This is a genomic window from Longilinea arvoryzae, from assembly GCF_001050235.1.
GTDB lineage: Bacteria > Chloroflexota > Anaerolineae > Anaerolineales > Anaerolineaceae > Longilinea > Longilinea arvoryzae.
In genome coordinates this window covers 2137619-2153735 of record NZ_DF967972.1, presented here as the reverse complement: position 1 = coordinate 2153735, position 16117 = coordinate 2137619, and the positions used below count along the sequence as shown (strand labels likewise).

Below are 16117 nucleotides of genomic sequence, written 5' to 3'. Positions count from 1 at the left end.
CACAGAGACCACAGAGAAGAATATTAAGAAAAGAGAAGAAGGCTTTACCCTAGAGTGTCCAGGGATTGGCTTTCTTCTCTTTTTCTATTGATTCTCAGTGTTCTCTGATTCTCTGTGGTTTTATTTCTCTTTCCAGAACTTACTTCTTGGTTTCGGCTTCAACTTCCATGAGTCTGGCGGCCTTTGCTCTGCGCTTGGCCCGGCGAATGCCGCGCACGATCAACCAGATCGGCAGGCCGATCACCAGCCCGACCGGCAGGATGTAGATCACGATCCAAATGGCGGCCGAACCCAGGAACTGCAGCGTATCAACCAGCGCCTGGACGGCGTTGCGGGCCGTGCCGACCGGCTTCCATCCGCCCAACTGCAGGGGCTGGACGGCTTCTTCAGCCTGGATGGTCACGGTGATCGCGGACAGCGCCGCGGCATCTTCATAGTATTTCATCTGGCCTTTAGTCGTTTCGATCTGGCCGCGGATCGAGGATAGTTCCCGGTAGACGCTCAACACGTCTTCCGTCTTGGTGGCCTGATCCATGATCTTCTGCAATTGAGCTTCGGTTTGTTCCAGATTCTTGAGCTGCGACTCGAGGTCGACATAATCCTTGGTCACATCCTGCCCGGAAATATTTTCAGAAAGCACATCCTGTTCGGCGTTCGGGGTCAGGGCTCGAATTCGTTCCAGAGCCGTATCCAGACGAGCGGCGTCGACCCGGATGGTGATCGTAGCCTCGATGACATCCTTGCCCTGCTGGGTGGTCACGGTGTGCGAATAAGAATTCACCACAAAGCCATCGAATTCGGTCGCCAGCGCGGCGATCTGGTTCATTGCATCCAGCGGTTTGACAACCACGATGGACATATCCACGGTCTGAATGACCAGGCGACGGGGAGCGGCTTCACTGGAACCCGTGGCGGATCCATTGCCAACTCCGGCCGGCTGCGGCGCTTCGGCCGGCGCAGCCGCATAATCGGCGGTATTCCGGCCGCCCACCAGGGATTCCGTGGCCTTCTGGGTCGCGCAACCGCTTAGCAGTAAGGCGAATAAAACCAATCCGATAACTGCACGTTTCATCTTCTCATCTCCTCAAGGTTTCGGTCAGGGATTCTCTTCTTTTGTTAAGACGCGTCCGAAGGAAGGATAGTTCCAACTGGTAAAGAAGCGGATTACCAACCATCCGCCAATCGAAGAGCGTGGCGCTGAGGAAGTCCGGCCTTGAGAATGCGCTGCTGCACGCTCTCCACATCATACGCCACCCGGTGAAGCTCCCAGGATCCGAATTCGGGCTGGTAAATGGCGTAAGAGGCATCCGGGTTGTGATCGCGCGGCTGGCCGACCGACCCCGGATTGAGGATCATGCGCTTTTCCAATTCGATTCGCTCCCCGGTGGTTGGCATGCGCCATTGAACGCCCTTGGTCTCCGGATCGAAGGTAAACACGGTGGGAATATGCGTATGTCCGACCAGGCAATACGCCGTCATGAAATAATCGAAGGCATTGGCCGCGCTGAATACATCCAGCAGATATTCCCAGATGGGCACGCGCGGGCTGCCGTGAGCGAGTGTCATATCCCCTTCCACGGCGGTCTCGGGCAAGGTCGAAAGGAAGCCCAGGCTTTCAGCAGTCAATACCGACGTCAACCAGCGAATCGACTGTCGCGCCTCTAGATTGAAGGTCTTGATATCCAGCAACCCCAGGGCGGCCGCATCGTGATTGCCGATCAGGCAGATCAGGTTGGGCAGCGAGCGAATCCGCTGGATGCACTCGTTTGGGTCCGGACCATAACCCACCACGTCTCCCAGACACCACACGGTATCGACATTTCCGGCGTCGTTGAGAACCGCGTCGAGCGCGGTCAGGTTGGCATGGATATCGGAGCAAACCAGGATGCGTGTCATAGGTTATTGGACCCGTTTCGGAAGGGGGGATATGAAATTGAGCGCTGCACGCGTTTTTCACATGCAGCTCTGGGAAAAATCAGGCCGGGATCATCCCCAGGCAATCACCTGTTGGACGATTGCCTCGGCGACTCCGGCTTTCTCCTGCATCGGGAGCGGTTGTTGGCGTCCATCCGGGAACAGCAGCACCACCCGATTGGTGTCGACCTCGAAACCGGCGTCCGCCGCGCTGATGTCGTTGGCGACCATCAGATCCAGGTGTTTGCGTTCCAGTTTGGACTGCGCATTTTGGAGCAAATCCTGGCTCTCGGCGGCAAATCCGATGCTGCGCCGGGGGAAGCCCGTGGCGGCCCTGCGTTCGGCCACCGCCGCCAGAATATCGGCGGTCGCCTCGAATTGGATTTGCGGGATTCCGGCCGCCTTCTTGAGCTTCTGCGCCGCCGGGATGGGACGAAAATCCGCCACGGCAGCCGCCATGATCAATACATCCGCGTCGGCAGCCTCGGCCAGCACCGCATCCAGCATCTCCTGAGCGGTTTTGACACACACGAGCTTTGCGCCGGCCGGGACGGCCAATCCGGTGGGCGTGCTCACCAGCGTCACCTCGGCGCCGGCGTCCAACGCCGCCTGCGCGACGGCCGTTCCCTGTTTTCCGGAGGAACGGTTGGTGATCAGGCGCACCGGGTCGATGGGTTCCTGGGTACCGCCGGCGGTGACCACCACCTTCCGTCCGGCCAGCGGTCCGCCGCGCGACATCAAATAGCGGACCTGTTCCAGGATTTGGGGCGGTTCGACAAAACGCCCGCGCCCCACCAATCCCGAAGCCAGGTGACCTTCATCCGGGCCGATGAAAATGGCGCCGCGCTGCTGCAGGATCTCGACGTTGGCCTGCGTGGCCGGGTTGCCAAACATGCCCACGTCCATCGCCGGAGCCAGCACCAGCGGGCAGTGCGATGCCAGCACGGTCACGGTCAGCAGGTTGTCGCCGATGCCGTGCGCCAGTTTGGCCAGCGTGTTGGCTGAAATCGGCGCGATGAGCACCAACTCAGCCGCGTGCCCCAGCCCGATGTGGGTGACATGCCCTTCGCCGCCCCATAGATCCGCGTCGACATAGGCTTTGCGGCCGGTAACGGATTGAAACGTCAGCAGCGAAATGAATTTCACGGCGCTTTCGGTCAATACCACGTCGACCAGCGCGCCGGTTTGGGTTAATTTGGAAGCCAGGTCGGCGGCTTTATACGCCGCAATCGATCCGGTGACGCCCAGCAAAATGTGTTTGTTGGCAAGTGGATGTGTCATATCAGTGATTCATATCCCAGAGAATTCGCATGCCGTAAAGGGTCAGCCAGGGTGCGATGATGTTGAAGACCGCCGTTTCGCGCCCCACGATTTCCGCATACCCGCCTGTGGCGATCACTTTCATGTCCTCGCCCAGGACCTTGCGGAAGCGCGCCACCATTCCTTCGACCAGTGAAACATAGCCGTAGACCAGTCCGGATTGGATGGCGTTGACGGTGTTGCGGCCGATCACCTCGGCCGGCGCCACCATTTCGACGCGCTGAAGCTTGGCGGTATGGGTGTAGAGCGCCTCGGCTGAAATGTTGATGCCGGGTGATATCGCGCCGCCCAGATATTCTCCGGCCTGGGTGATGGCATTGAAAGTTGTTGCCGTGCCAAAATCGACCACGCAGGCCGGCCCGCCGTAAAGCTGCAAGACCGCCGCCGCATCGCAAATGCGGTCCGAGCCAACCGCGCTTGGATTCTCATACAGAATCTTAACGCCGGTTTTGATGGAGTAATCCACGACGAAGGGATCCTGATTCAGATACTGCTTGCAGGCCGTGATGATGCGGTTGGTGATGGGCGGCACCACCGACGACAGGCAGACCCCATCCAGTTGCGCTATGGAGCAGCCGCCATTTTGCAGCAATCCCAGGATCTGCAGGCCGTATTCATCCGGCAGGCGTTGTTGATCGGTTGCCAGGCGCCAGCGTGCGCCCAATTTCTGGCCTTCGAACAGGCCCAGGGTCAGTGTGGTGTTGCCAATATCGATCGTCAGTAGCATGGGGGAATCCACTTGGGGTTTCGCAGCCGTGCTGGCGACCTTCACTCAATTTCGCGTTTGACCGTTTCAATGATTTCCGCGGCGTAATCGAAACGGTTGAAGGCCGGCATCAGGTAAATTCCGTTGAAATCAGCACGCAGTGCGTGTGCTAATTCTATCGCAATTTTGATTCCTTCGCGCGCTCCAGCGTCACCAGCCTGGTTCATTCGGCTGCGCATTTCCTCGGGGATCAACACACCCGGCACTTCGGCGTGCAAAAAGGCGGCATGCCGCCCGCTGGCCAGCGGAAGAATTCCGGCCAGCAGTGGGCGCATGCTCTCACCCACTTCGTTGCGCACCCGTTCCAGGAATTCATGCGCTTTGGCCGGGTTGTACGTCGGTTGGGTGAGGATGAAATCGGCCCCGGCGCGCAGCTTCCGGCGCAGGTTCTTGATCTCATGCTCCGGATCGTCCGGGTGCAGGTTCAAAGCGCAGCCGACGAAAAACGAAGTCGGCTGACCGATATCCACGCCGGCGTGATCCACGCCAGCATTGAAGCCCTGCTTGATCAACTTGATCAACCCGGATGGCACCAGATCGAAATTATCCGCCGCGTCCGGGTAATCGCCGATCGCGGTCGGATCACCCATGACCACAAAAACATTGCGTACATCCAGCGCGTGCGCCGCCAGCAGATCGCCCTGTACGCGCAGCAGGTTGCGGCCGCGCGTCGGGAAGTGCAGAACGGTTTCGACGCCGATGCGGCGCTGCAGCAGGCTGCACACCGCCCACGGGCTCATACGCATGCGCGCCATGGGACTGTCGGCCACATCGATCACGTCCGCCCCGGCTTCGGCCAGTAAACTGGCGCCCGCCAGCAGCTTGTGCGTCGAAAGGCCGCGCGGCGGGTCCATCTCCACCGTCACCACAAAGCTGTTTTCGGCCAGCTTTTTCGCCAGTTGGGTCGGCGGGGCGTTGGTGGGCTGGGGTTCATCGTGATCGGCCACGGCGGCCGCTTCGCGCTCGATTTCCACCCGTTCGGCGGCGTTTTCGAGCGCGTGCGCCATGGCAGCGATGTGTTGCGGGGTGGTGCCGCAGCAGCCGCCCAGCACGGTGGCCCCGGCGTTCCACAGGGACAGCGCGTAATCGCCAAAATACTCCGGATCGGCCGGATACATGATGCGCCCGCCCACCTGCTGCGGCCACCCGGCATTCGGCATGACCGAGAACTTCGCTTCCGGCACGGCTTCGCGCATGATCTTGAGGATGCGCAGAAGCTGGTTGGGGCCGCCCGAACAGTTGACGCCAATGACATCCGCGCCGTAGCCGTGCATGGCGCGGGCCACCTTAACCGGATCGTCTCCCAGCAGTGTGCGGTCGTCCCGGGTGAAGGTCATCGAGGCGATCACCGGCAGGTACGGCGCCACCTGACGCGAAGCAGCGATCGCCTCGCGCACTTCATACAGGTCGGTCATGGTCTCGATGATCACCAGATCCACGCCCGCATTCGCCATGGCGGCAATCTGTTCGGCAAACGCCTGCCTGGCCTGTTCGGGCAGCACGCGTCCGAACGGCGCGAGACGCACGCCCAGCGGGCCCACGTCCCCGGCGATCATCACATTCTTGAAGGACGCCCATACCACCCGCCGGGCCAATTCCACACCGGCGGCGTTGATTTCGACCAGTTTGTCTTCCAGCCCGTGCTGCTCGAGTTTGTAGCGGTTCGCGCCGAAGGTATTCGTTTGAATGATGTTCGCGCCGGCTTCGATGTATTCGCGGTGAATATCCCCGACCACGGCCGGATTGATCAGATTGAGCTCATCGAAACACACATCGAATCCAATGCCGCGCTTGTGCAGCATGGTTCCCATGGCGCCGTCTGAAAGAATTGGCTTGCCGCTTTCCAGCAGTTTCAAGAAAGGATTTTCCAAACCCATTAATAATTGCTCCTACTTCATCAATTGTTCGACCCGCGTCTCGCCGATGTTGAAATACCTGGCATCCGGATGATGCACGATGATGGCCGCGGTCGATTCCTCCGGCACAAGCTGGTAGGCTGCCGTCAGCGACATGCCCAGTTCGCTCTCGGCAGGCAATAATTCGAACACCCGGGCGTGATCCGCCAGATCAGGGATGGCCGGATAGCCCCACGAATAGCGTTTGCCCTGCCCGGGTTCCAGGCCGAGTTCGCGGCGGATGTGGGCGTGCAGATAATCGGCGCTGGCTTCGGCGGTCTGGACTGCCAGGCCGTGCAGATAATAGGCCGCGCTGTAATCGCCCTTCTCCTGGAGTTGATCGAAGCGATCCGTGGCTTCCTGGCCCACGGTGACGACCTGCAGGGCAACCACATCCATCACGCCCGATTCGACCGGCGCAAAATAATCGGCCAGGCACAGGTTTTCGCCGCCGTTCTGGCGCGGGAAGGAGAAACGGGTCTGTTCCGCCGGCGATCCGGAGCGCACCGAGCCGGGCTCGTAGATCACCAGATCGTTGCCGTCTGCCTGCGCCGGCCAGTAACCGTAGACCGCCTGGGGTTTGAGCCAGCCTTCGGCCAGCGCTTCGCGCTTCATACTATCCAGGCGATCCTCGAAATCGGCCTTCAGTTTCAGCCATTCATCGCCGTGCGAGTTCTTGGCGCCCCACGAGAGGCGAAACAGCTCGTTCAGCGACAGGTGCTCGAAGACGGTTTCCAACGGCATGGAGTGCACCACTCGCGGCCCCCAGGCCGGCGGGCGCGGAATATTCACGGCCGGTTTGACATCCGAACGGATTCGCGCCAGGGAGGTGCCGCGGTCCGCCTGAGCGCCGCGCCCCAATTCGGCCTCCGATTCGCTGCGCAGTTGGGCCAACAATTCGCGGCGTTTCCCGCTGTCGGTCAGCGCGTCCATCGTCGCCAGGCCCTCGAAGGCATCCTTGCAGTAGAAGACGCCCGGTTCGTAGAACTCGCCGCTCTCGGTCAGCAGAATGCGGCGCCCGAAGCGCCGGTTGATGGCCGCGCCGCCGATCATGACCGGAAAACGCAGGCCGCGGCGCTGCAGTTCGTTGACGATCAGCGGCATCTGTTTGCTGGTCGATACCAGCAGCGCGCTCAATCCGATCGCGTCCGCGTTCAATTCCAAAGCCCTGGAGATGATCCGCTCGGCGGGCACCTGTTTGCCCAGGTCGACCACGGTGTAGCCGTTGTTCGAAAGAATGGTCTTGACCAGGTTCTTGCCGATATCGTGGACGTCGCCGTAGACGGTCGCCAGCACAATCGTGCCCTTCGTGACGCCTTCCTTGCGTTCCAGGTAGGTCTCCAGATGGGCCACGGCCTTCTTCATCACCTCGGCGGACTGCAGGACGAACGGCAAAATCAGCTCGCCCGAACCGAATTTATCGCCGACTTCCTTCATTGCCGGCAGCAGCACGTTGTTCAACACCCTGACCGCCATCTCATGCCGGTTTTGCCCGTCGCGCAGGACGATCGCGTCGATATCCGCTTCGATATCTTCCTTGTGGCGGTGTAGGATTCGCCAATGCAGGCGCTGTTCGGGCGTCATGGCGCGCAGTGTTTCCTGGGTCGCGTCCACCTTCTGAGCCGGGCCGGTTCCGGTTTTCGAGAAATAATCGATCAAACTTTGCAGCGCATCCGGCCGCCGGTTGAAGATCAAATCTTCGGCCAGGGCGCGTTCCTGCTCGCCAATTTCGGCGTAGGGGGTGATCTGAGCCGGGTTGACGATGGCCATATCCAGGCCGGCCTGCACGGCGTGATACAGCATGACGCTGTTGATCACGGCCCGGGCGTTGGCCGACAACCCGAACGAAACATTGCTGACGCCCAACGAGGTGAGCACGCCCGGCAATTCGCGCTTGATCCGCCGAATGCCTTCCAACGTTTCGACCGCCGACTGGCTGAATTCGGGGTCGCCGGTGGCCAACGTAAAGGTAAGCGCATCGAACACCAGGTCGCCGGGTTTGAAGCCGAATTCGTTCACGGCAATATCCCGGATGCGCCGGGCAATTTCCAGCTTGCGGTCGGCCGTCTTGGCCATGCCCTGTTCGTCGATGGTCAGGGCGATCACGGCCGCGTTGTACTTGCGCGCCAGGCTCAACACCCGGTCGGCCTTGACGCGGCCGCCCTCCAAATTTGTGGAATTGACCAGGCAGCGGCCGGGGGCGGTCTGCAATGCGGCCTCCAACACGTCCGGCTCGGTCGTATCGATCACCAGGGGCAGCTTGACCAGCGGTGAAAGCTTCTTGACCAGCTTGCGCATCAAATCGATTTCGTCCGGCCGTTCGGTCAACGCCACGCACAGATCCAGGCCGTGGGCGCCGTTATCCACCTGCTGGCGGGCGACGGTCACAGCCCCATCCCACTCTTCGGCCAGCACGATCTTCTTGAATTTGGCGCTGCCCTGCGTATTCAGGCGTTCGCCAATGATGAAAGGACGCGGCTCCTGCTGCATGGGCACGGCCTGCACCGCGGATGCCAGTTGCGGAGCCTCGATCTTCGGCCGCACCGGCCGGGGTTCGTTGCGCAGTTCCTGCACCAGACGCTGCAGGTGCGCCGGGGTGGTACCGCAACAGCCCCCGACCACGTTGACATGGTTCTTGCGGACGAATTCGGCCAGCGTCTTAGCGAAGGGTTCAGGCTCAAGGGGATAGACGGCCTGACCGTCCACGTTGAGCGGCAGACCGGCATTGGGAATGCACGAAACCGGCAGCAGCGAGCGCTCGCCCAGGAAGCGGATCGGATCGCGCATATGATCCGGGCCGGTGGAACAGTTCAGGCCGATGATCTCGATGGGCATGCCCTCCAGGATGGTCAGCACCGCACTGATGTCGGTGCCCAGCAGCATGCGCCCGCTCGTGTCCAGCGTCACCTGGGCCTGGACCGGCACGGAGATTCCGGTTTGCTGGTAGGCCTGCTGGATTCCCAGGATGGCAGCCTTGACCTCCAGGATATCCTGCGAGGTTTCGATCAGCAGCAGGTCCACGCCGCCCTCGAGCAATCCGACGGCCTGCTCGCGGAAGATATCCGCCAGTTCGTCGAAGCTGACGTTGGAGAGTTCGGGGTCGTCCATCGAAGGCAGCTTGCCGGATGGGCCCATCGAACCCGCCACGAAGCGCGGCTGCCCGGTCTTTTGAGTGTATTCGTCTGCCAGACGGCGGGCCAGTTTAGCGGCGCGGCGGTTGATCTCCAGGGTGAGGTCCGCCAGGCCGTATTCGGCCAGGGTCAGCCGGTTGGAGCGAAAGGTGCAGGTTTCGATTACATCCACGCCGACATCCAGAAACGAGCGGTGCACTTTTTCGACCGCCTGGGGATGGCTGATGACCAGATAATCGTTGCAGCCGACGGTGCGTTCACCGCCAAACTCGACGGCGGTCAGGTTTTGGCGTTGCAGGCTGGTGCCCATAGCGCCGTCGAAAATCAAGACTTTGTCTTGTAAAGCGTCCAGGTAACGGTGATTGGTATAAGTACGCGGCATGGCTCTACTCCGTATTAAGAAAATGCCTCTCTGGAATGGAGAGGCATGCAATGAATCAGCCCGATCCTCATCTTCCAGAACGCCCGTTGTGAGCGGGTTCTGCCGGAATTGGCACCTTCGTTTTCATCCGCGGTTGCCGAGGTTTCACAGGGCCGGTCCCTCCACCTCTCTCGATGAGCGGCAGGGAAACCCTGCCTGTTTCATTTGATTGGTCAAAATTCTACCACATTTGTCGATGAATTCAAGTCATGCCGGGATTGTCAAGGGGAAGGATCGTTCCCCTTTTGAGCGAAGTAGTGAAAAATGGCGAGGATGGCATTCTGGCAGAAAGATTGCAACTCCATTCGAGACGCCTGTTTTGCGTGGATACGTTATAATTTCAGCGGGATATCATCGTGGACTCAAACAAACCTTCACCCTTCGCACCTTACCTCTTCACCGGCGCCGGCATGGCCGCGGCCGGATGGGGAGGATTGTTCCTGTTGGTCAGCCTGAGCCTGCCCTTCCTGGGCTTCCGCTGGCTGTTCTTTGTGCTGCTCACACTGGCGCTGGCCGGAACTGCCCTGCCAGTCGCATACTTCCTGAACTTACGCTTTCCCAGCAAACCGCCCGCCGGGCCGAATGTCATCGTCCGCCAGGCGCTCTGGCTGGGCGTCCTGGGCGACCTGATGGCCTGGTTCCAACTCGGCCGCCTGCTCACCCCCATTCTGGCCTTCTTCATCGCGGCCGGCCTCATTCTGATCGAAGTCTTGCTGCGGTTCAACGAACGCAGCCACTTCAAGCCCCAATCCGATGGAGATGAGTGATCTTCGCTCCCTGCCGTCGGTAGATCAACTTCTCCAGGCCGAGCCCATTTCGCATTGGATCGAGCAATTCGGCCGTCCGCTGGTGGTGGACGCGCTGCGTGAAGCGCTGGCGTCTGCCCGCTCCGCGGTTCAAAGCGGCCGCCCACTGGCCCCTCGCGTATCGCTGCTCGAGAATGCCCACCAACGCCTGGAGGCCTGGCTGACCCCCACCCTGCGCCCGGTCATCAACGCCAGCGGCGTGGTGCTGCATACCAACCTGGGGCGCGCTCCGCTCAGCCGGGCCGCCTTGGACGCTGTGCAGCAGGCGGCCGCTGGCTACTGCACCCTGGAATACGAACTGGTGCGCGGATCGCGCGGGTCGCGCAGCGCCCACGCCGAAGCCCTGCTCATCCGGCTGACCGGCGCGCAGGCCGCCCTGGTCGTCAACAACAACGCCGCGGCCGTCCTTCTGGCGCTCACCGCGCTGGCCCGCCGCAAACGGGTCATCGTTTCGCGCACGCAACTGGTGGAAATCGGCGGCGGCTTTCGCGTGCCGGAAGTCATGGCCCAGTCCGGCGCGCGCCTGGTCGAAGTGGGCGCCACCAACCGCGTCCATTTGAGCGATTACCAGAATGCGCTCGCCGAACCGGCTGCGCTCATCCTGCACGCGCATTCCTCCAATTTTCGCATCATCGGATTCACCTCCGAGCCCGCCCTGAATGAAATCGCGGCTTTGGCGCACCAGGCCGGGATTTTATTCGTCGACGATCTGGGCTCCGGGGCATTGCGGGATACGGCGCGCTACGGCCTGGCCCACGAACCGACCGTTCAGGAATCGCTGGCGGCCGGTTCAGACCTGGTATGTTTCTCCGGCGATAAATTGCTCGGCGGCCCGCAGGCCGGGATTCTGGTCGGCCAGGCCGATCTGATCGCCCGGATCAAAAAACATCCCCTGGCGCGCGCCGTGCGCGCCGATAAGCTCTGCCTGGCGGCGCTTTCGGCCACCCTGGTTCACTATCTCAAGGATGAGGCCGAGCGTGAAATCCCGATCTGGCGCTTCATCGCGCAGACGCCGCAGCAGCTCGGCGAGCGCGCTGCGCGCTGGGCCGCCGAATTGGGACAGGGCGAGGTGATCGAAGGCCGTTCCACCGTGGGCGGCGGCAGCCTGCCGGAAGAGACCCTGCCCACCCGCCTGCTGGCGCTGCCGGCCCGCCAGCCGAATGCCGTGCTGGCCCGCCTGCGCCGCGCCGACCCGCCTGTGATCGCTTATATCGAAAACGACCGCGTGCTGCTCGATCCGCGCACCGTTCTACCCGAGCAGGAAACCGCCCTGCTGGAGGCTCTGCGCGCCGCCCTGGCCGGATGACGTCGGCCTGGCAGGATGAATTGCCCTTGCGGTTTGCTGTGTTTCTGGATTACACTAACACGAAACATCACTGCGATAGAATCTCTTTTTGAAAGGGTCATCTCCATGAAAAACGAACTGGATGCCTTGATGCAGGCCAATGATATCGATGTCCTTCTCATCCTCGGCGCTGCCGCTCACAATCCCGCCATGGTTTATTTCACCGGCGTGGTGCATGTTTCGGCCGCCGACCTGATCAAGAAGCGCGGCGAGCCGCCCGTCCTGTTCTGCAACCCGATGGAACGCGAAGAAGCGGCCAGAACCGGCCTGATTACGCGTTCGTATAATGAGTTCCCCTTCATGGATTTGTTGAAAGAGGCCAACGGCGACCGAATTCTCGCCGCTGCGCTGCGCTACCAGCGCATGCTCGCCAGCCTGGGAATCACCTCCGGCCGCATGGCGCTGTACGGCAGCACCGAAGTTGGCGCGCCCTTCATGATCATCAACGCCCTGCAGCAGCTCGCGCCCGGGCTGACCTTTGTGGGTTATGCCCAGGACCCTATTTTGATGCAGGCCATGCAGACCAAGGACGAGGCCGAAGTGGCCCGCATCCGCCGCATGGGAGCGGTTACCACCGAAGTGGTCGGGCGCGTAGCCGATTACCTGACCTCGCAGCACGCCAAGGACGGCGTGCTGGTCAACAGCGAAGGCCAGCCGGTAACCATCGGCGACGTCAAATCGCGCATCGATCTGTGGCTGGCTGAAAAAGGCGCCGAAAATCCCGAAGGCTGCATCTTTGCCATCGGCCGCGACGCCGGTGTGCCCCATTCGGCCGGCACCCTGACCGACCTGATGCGCCTGGGCCAGACCATTGTTTTCGACATCTATCCCTGCGAGGCCGGCGGCGGTTACTTCTACGATTTCACGCGCACCTGGTGCCTGGGTTATGCCCCGGATGAAGCCCAGAAGCTCTATGAGCAGGTGCACAGCGTATACAACACGCTAAAGGATGAATTCACGATGGGGCGCGTGCTGGCCGACTACCAGAAGCGCACCTGCGAGTTATTCGAAGCCATGGGCCACCCCACCGTCATGACTCAACCCACCACCGAAGAAGGTTATGTCCATTCGCTCAGCCACGGTGTGGGTTTGCACATTCACGAAAAGCCCTTCAGCGGCATCGGCATGAATGATCTGCTGGTCCCGGGTTCGATCTTCACCTCCGAGCCTGGCCTGTACTATCCCAGCCGCGGAATGGGTGTGCGCATCGAAGATACGTATTATGCTCGACCGGACGGAACGTTCGAAATCCTGGCCGATTTCCCCAAGGAACTGGTACTCCCCGTTCGGCAGTAAGGCAGGTTGTGTATGACTCAAGTTATCGGTACAGATTCAACCCCGGTGCGCATCCTCGCCATTGAAAGCTCGTGCGATGAGACCGCCGCCGCAGTCGTCGAAAATGGGCGCGCCCTGCTTTCCAATGTCGTGGCCACCCAGATCGAACTGCACAAGAAATACGGCGGCGTCTTCCCCGAAGTGGCCTCCCGCGAGCACATCAAGACGATTTACGCCGTCATCGATCAGGCCTTGCAGCAGGCCCATCTGGGCCTGTCGGACCTGGATGCGGTCGCCGTCACGCGCGGGCCGGGCCTGGCCGGATCGCTGGTGGTGGGCATGAACGCCGCCAAGGGCCTGGTCTTGGGGCACAATATCCCCATTGTGGGCGTCAACCACCTGGAAGGTCACATTTATTCCGCCTGGGTTTACCGCGCCGACGAACCCGCCACACCCGAGCCCAAATTTCCGCTCATGGCGCTGCTGGTTTCGGGCGGCCACACCGAATTGAACCTGATGACCGATCACATCACCTACCAGCGCCTGGGCAGCACCCTCGATGACGCCGCCGGTGAAGCCTTCGATAAAGTCGCCCGCCTGCTTGGCTTGAGCTATCCAGGCGGGCCGTCCATTCAAAAAGCTGCCGCGGACGGCGATCCCAAAGCCTTCACCTTCCCGCGGGCCCGTCTGGAAGGCACGTGGAATTTCTCCTTCAGCGGTCTCAAAACCGCCGTGCTGCGCGTGGTGCGCCAGTTCGAAGAGCACCATGAGCCGCTGCCCGTGGCCAATCTGGCGGCCAGCTTCCAGGCGGCCGTGGTGGACGTGCTGGTCAGCAAGACCCTGCACGCGGCCCGCGCCTACAAAGCCAAAGAGATCCTGGTCGCAGGCGGCGTCTCCGCCAACCGGGCCCTGCGCGAGGCATTCCTGGCGCAGAAGGAATTTCCGGTTAACATTCCGCCCCTGTTTCTGTGTACGGACAACGCGGCCATGATCGGCGCGGCCGGTTATCACCGCTACCAGCGTGGCCAGCGCGATCCGCTGGACCTGGATGTGCTGCCAACCTGGCCGCTCTCTTGAGCAGAAATGAACCTTTTTCACGGGCTGAGCATCTAAATGTCAGAACCTGAACACCAGCCCATCTCCATCGAGGCTCTCAAACGCGGCGACCGCGCTGAGTTCGCCCGTCTGGTGGACGCGTATTCCACGCACATCTATCGATTGGCGCTGCGCATGCTCGCCGACCCGCAGGATGCGGAAGACGTGCTGCAGGAGACTTTCATCAAAGCCATGCGCGCCCTGCCAGCCTTCGAAGGCCGTTCCAGCCTGTCCACCTGGTTGTACCGCATCGCGGTCAACGAAGCGCTGATGATGGTGCGCAAACGCAAACCGGAAGTCTCGCTCTCCACGCCGGCTGAAGATGACGATGATGAAGAAAACGGCGAGGAATTGCAGATCGTGGATTGGGGCCACCTGCCCGAATCCGAGCTGCTTTCCGGCGAATCCAGGCGCCACATCGATCAGGCGGTCGAAAACCTGCCCCAGAAGCTCAAAGTGGTCTTCCTGCTGCGCGATGTCGAAGGTCTTTCGATCGAGGATGCTGCCGCAACGCTGGGAATTTCACAGGCCGCCGTCAAGACCCGGCTCCTGCGGGCCCGCCTGCAGTTGCGGGATGCCCTGTCAAGTTATTACCGTGAACGGATGAAAGAAAAATGAACGTCCATTCCGATCCACAACAATGCCGGAAATTCATCTCTGAAATTTCCGAATATGTCGACGGCTCGCTCGATCCGCAGCTCTGCGCGGACCTCGAAAAACACCTGTGCGAGTGTGAAAACTGCACCATTGTCGTCGATACCCTGCGCAAGACGATCAATCTGGTGCAAACTTGCACGGATGAAGACTGCCTGCCGGGTGAAGTGCGCACGCGGCTCTTTCACAGCCTGAAACTCGACGATTATCTGAATAAACCCTGAAGACTGAAACTTTTTCTGCTCCGGCGCATCCAAAGGATTGAAGTCCAATCACTGGAGCGTGGCTTTGGAAAAACAACTCGAAATGAATCCAGGCGTCCAACTCCAGAACTGATCACTGGAGTTGTTAATTTAATCGAGGGAAAAAATGGAAAAATTGCTCAATACTGAAATCGAAAAACAATTACGTGAAATCTTTGCCGATCTGAAACAGCCGGTGACCGTCCTGCTCTTCACCAGCCAGGAAGAATGCGACCTGTGCGGGCAAACCCGTCAATTGCTCGAGGAAGTATCCGCGCTGGATGAGAAGATCGATCTACGCGTGCTGGATATCCAGGCAGATGCCGGGCTGACAAAACAATATCGCATCGACAAGACCCCGGCCCTGACCTTGCTGGCCGGCGCGGGCGATCAACTGACCGATTACGGCATCCGCTATTACGGCGTTCCTGCCGGCCACGAGTTCACCTCCCTGGTTCACGATCTGCTGCTTGTTTCAGGAGGCGAATCCGGTTTGAACGAGAAGACACGCCAATTCTTATCCGGTCTCAAAAAGCCGGTCCATTTACAGGTCTTTGTAACGCCCACCTGCCCCTACTGCCCGAGCGCCGTCGTCCTGGCGCATCGCATGGCGCTGGAGAGTCCGATGGTCACAGCCGACATGGTGGAAGCGACCGAATTTCCGGAGTTATCCGAACACTACGGCGTCAGCGGCGTGCCCCATACCGTCATCAATGACGGCGCCGGTGAATTGATTGGCGCGAACCCGGAAGAAGCGCTCGTCGCTGAGATCGAGCTCGTGTTAAAATAAAGGCACCAATCGATTTACGGAGGATTGCATGGGTGGCGCTAGAGTCATTTGGAAAAGCGGTTTGAGTTTCGAAGGGAAGGCGGACAGCGGTTTCAGCTTGCCGCTGGATACCAGCCTGGCCAGCGGCGGCGGAACCGGTTTCAGCCCAATGGAACTGTTGCTCGTCGGCCTGGCGGGATGCACCGGGATGGATGTCATTTCCATCCTCAAGAAGAAACAACAGGATGTGACTGGATTGGAAGTCGCCGTGCACGGCGAGCGGGCTGACAGCGAACCTCGTGTCTATACGCATATCACGGTCGAGTACATCGTCACCGGCCGGAAGATCGACCCGGCCGCCGTGGAACGCGCCATTCAACTATCCGAAACCAAGTATTGTTCCGTGGAAGCCATGCTCGACAAGACCGCCAGCATCGAGCATAAAATCACACTGCAGGAAACGCTGGAAACCAACTAACACCGG

14 protein-coding genes and 1 riboswitch are annotated in these 16117 nt (G+C 60.5%); of the genes, 8 read left to right on the top strand and 6 right to left on the bottom strand.

The window, feature by feature from the left end:
• Window positions 1-139: 139 nt before the first annotated feature.
• The 6 genes from LARV_RS09595 to metH form a co-directional block, all read right to left on the bottom strand.
• Complete coding sequence (locus LARV_RS09595) at window positions 140-1072, bottom strand: DUF4349 domain-containing protein (protein ID WP_075073432.1); 933 nt, start codon at window positions 1070-1072, stop codon at window positions 140-142.
• A 92-nt stretch (window positions 1073-1164) separates the two neighbouring features.
• Window positions 1165-1896, bottom strand: a complete 732-nt coding sequence (locus LARV_RS09590) for a metallophosphoesterase family protein (protein ID WP_075073431.1) — start codon at window positions 1894-1896, stop codon at window positions 1165-1167.
• 90 nt (window positions 1897-1986) lie between these two features.
• Window positions 1987-3195: a bifunctional phosphopantothenoylcysteine decarboxylase/phosphopantothenate--cysteine ligase CoaBC gene (gene coaBC / locus LARV_RS09585; protein WP_075073430.1), complete on the bottom strand. Its 1209-nt coding sequence runs from the start codon at window positions 3193-3195 to the stop codon at window positions 1987-1989.
• Between the two features lies 1 nt (window position 3196).
• Complete coding sequence (locus tag LARV_RS09580; RefSeq protein WP_075073429.1) at window positions 3197-3961, bottom strand: type III pantothenate kinase; 765 nt, start codon at window positions 3959-3961, stop codon at window positions 3197-3199.
• A 41-nt stretch (window positions 3962-4002) separates the two neighbouring features.
• Window positions 4003-5877, bottom strand: a complete 1875-nt coding sequence (locus LARV_RS09575; protein ID WP_075073428.1) for a bifunctional homocysteine S-methyltransferase/methylenetetrahydrofolate reductase — start codon at window positions 5875-5877, stop codon at window positions 4003-4005.
• A 12-nt stretch (window positions 5878-5889) separates the two neighbouring features.
• Window positions 5890-9408, bottom strand: coding sequence for a methionine synthase (metH, locus tag LARV_RS09570; protein ID WP_075073427.1), 3519 nt, complete (start codon window positions 9406-9408; stop codon window positions 5890-5892).
• A gap of 64 nt (window positions 9409-9472) precedes the next feature.
• Window positions 9473-9588, bottom strand: a riboswitch (SAM riboswitch).
• A gap of 215 nt (window positions 9589-9803) precedes the next feature.
• Between metH and LARV_RS09565 the strand changes: the two genes are divergently transcribed.
• The 8 genes from LARV_RS09565 (at window position 9804) to LARV_RS09530 (ending at window position 16111) form a co-directional block, all read left to right on the top strand.
• Complete coding sequence (locus LARV_RS09565) at window positions 9804-10214, top strand: hypothetical protein (RefSeq protein WP_075073426.1); 411 nt, start codon at window positions 9804-9806, stop codon at window positions 10212-10214.
• Window positions 10207-11559, top strand: coding sequence for an L-seryl-tRNA(Sec) selenium transferase (gene selA / locus LARV_RS09560; RefSeq protein WP_075073425.1), 1353 nt, complete (start codon window positions 10207-10209; stop codon window positions 11557-11559). The genes LARV_RS09565 and selA overlap by 8 nt, the downstream gene beginning before the upstream one ends.
• Before the next feature lie 105 nt (window positions 11560-11664).
• The gene (locus LARV_RS09555) at window positions 11665-12894 is read left to right on the top strand and encodes a M24 family metallopeptidase (RefSeq protein ID WP_075073424.1); all 1230 of its coding nucleotides are present in this window, start codon (window positions 11665-11667) and stop codon (window positions 12892-12894) included.
• 12 nt (window positions 12895-12906) lie between these two features.
• A complete protein-coding gene (tsaD, locus tag LARV_RS09550) occupies window positions 12907-13950 on the top strand; it encodes a tRNA (adenosine(37)-N6)-threonylcarbamoyltransferase complex transferase subunit TsaD (RefSeq protein WP_201785907.1) in 1044 nt (347 codons plus the stop codon).
• A gap of 36 nt (window positions 13951-13986) precedes the next feature.
• Window positions 13987-14586, top strand: a complete 600-nt coding sequence (locus LARV_RS09545; protein WP_075073423.1) for an RNA polymerase sigma factor — start codon at window positions 13987-13989, stop codon at window positions 14584-14586.
• The gene (locus LARV_RS09540; protein WP_075073422.1) at window positions 14583-14846 is read left to right on the top strand and encodes an anti-sigma factor family protein; all 264 of its coding nucleotides are present in this window, start codon (window positions 14583-14585) and stop codon (window positions 14844-14846) included. The genes LARV_RS09545 and LARV_RS09540 overlap by 4 nt, the downstream gene beginning before the upstream one ends.
• Before the next feature lie 145 nt (window positions 14847-14991).
• Entirely contained in the window at window positions 14992-15654 is a 663-nt protein-coding gene (gene pdo, locus LARV_RS09535; protein ID WP_083522467.1) for a protein disulfide oxidoreductase, read from the top strand.
• 28 nt (window positions 15655-15682) lie between these two features.
• The gene (locus LARV_RS09530) at window positions 15683-16111 is read left to right on the top strand and encodes an OsmC family protein (RefSeq protein WP_075073421.1); all 429 of its coding nucleotides are present in this window, start codon (window positions 15683-15685) and stop codon (window positions 16109-16111) included.
• Window positions 16112-16117 lie beyond the last annotated feature (6 nt).

Coding starts and splice junctions, on each gene's coding strand:
- LARV_RS09595 (WP_075073432.1), bottom strand. CDS start 1,072: ATGAAACGTGCAGTTATCGGATTGGTTTTATTCGCCTTACTGCTAAGC.
- LARV_RS09590 (WP_075073431.1), bottom strand. CDS start 1,896: ATGACACGCATCCTGGTTTGCTCCGATATCCATGCCAACCTGACCGCG.
- coaBC (WP_075073430.1), bottom strand. CDS start 3,195: ATGACACATCCACTTGCCAACAAACACATTTTGCTGGGCGTCACCGGA.
- LARV_RS09580 (WP_075073429.1), bottom strand. CDS start 3,961: ATGCTACTGACGATCGATATTGGCAACACCACACTGACCCTGGGCCTG.
- LARV_RS09575 (WP_075073428.1), bottom strand. CDS start 5,877: ATGGGTTTGGAAAATCCTTTCTTGAAACTGCTGGAAAGCGGCAAGCCA.
- metH (WP_075073427.1), bottom strand. CDS start 9,408: ATGCCGCGTACTTATACCAATCACCGTTACCTGGACGCTTTACAAGAC.
- selA (WP_075073425.1), top strand. CDS start 10,207: ATGAGTGATCTTCGCTCCCTGCCGTCGGTAGATCAACTTCTCCAGGCC.
- LARV_RS09555 (WP_075073424.1), top strand. CDS start 11,665: ATGAAAAACGAACTGGATGCCTTGATGCAGGCCAATGATATCGATGTC.
- tsaD (WP_201785907.1), top strand. CDS start 12,907: ATGACTCAAGTTATCGGTACAGATTCAACCCCGGTGCGCATCCTCGCC.
- LARV_RS09545 (WP_075073423.1), top strand. CDS start 13,987: ATGTCAGAACCTGAACACCAGCCCATCTCCATCGAGGCTCTCAAACGC.
- LARV_RS09540 (WP_075073422.1), top strand. CDS start 14,583: ATGAACGTCCATTCCGATCCACAACAATGCCGGAAATTCATCTCTGAA.
- pdo (WP_083522467.1), top strand. CDS start 14,992: ATGGAAAAATTGCTCAATACTGAAATCGAAAAACAATTACGTGAAATC.
- LARV_RS09530 (WP_075073421.1), top strand. CDS start 15,683: ATGGGTGGCGCTAGAGTCATTTGGAAAAGCGGTTTGAGTTTCGAAGGG.